General features: G+C 63.9%; 1 protein-coding gene and 1 pseudogene. Both read right to left on the reverse strand.

From position 1 onward, the window contains the following. Positions 1–201, reverse strand: a 201-nt coding sequence (locus tag GYA94_RS24805) for a flagellar biosynthetic protein FliQ (protein ID WP_161893306.1), incomplete at its 3' end; no start/stop codon positions are given. Positions 202–222: 21 nt separating this feature from the next. Continuing rightward, positions 223–310: pseudogene (locus GYA94_RS24810) on the reverse strand (flagellar type III secretion system pore protein FliP); the annotation flags it as partial.

Genomic DNA, 310 nt, shown 5'->3' on the forward strand with positions numbered 1-310 from the left:
CGGCCCGGCAACGATCAGCGTGATCAGCATCACCAGCAGGCGCGGCAGAAAGCTCAGGGTCTGTTCGTTGATCTGCGTGGCGGCCTGGAACATCGCCACCACCAGGCCCACCAGCAGGCTTGGCACCACCAGCACGGCCACCATCAGGGTGGTCAGCCACAGGGCATCACGGAACAGGTCGACAGCGACTTCAGGTGTCATCGGCGGCTCTCCTTGACGGCGTCAGACGCCGCCGAAACTGCTGGCCAGGGTGCCCATGATCAGCGCCCAGCCATCGACCAGCACAAACAGCATGATCTTGAACGGCAGC

Source organism: Pseudomonas juntendi, from assembly GCF_009932375.1.
Lineage (GTDB): Bacteria > Pseudomonadota > Gammaproteobacteria > Pseudomonadales > Pseudomonadaceae > Aquipseudomonas > Aquipseudomonas juntendi.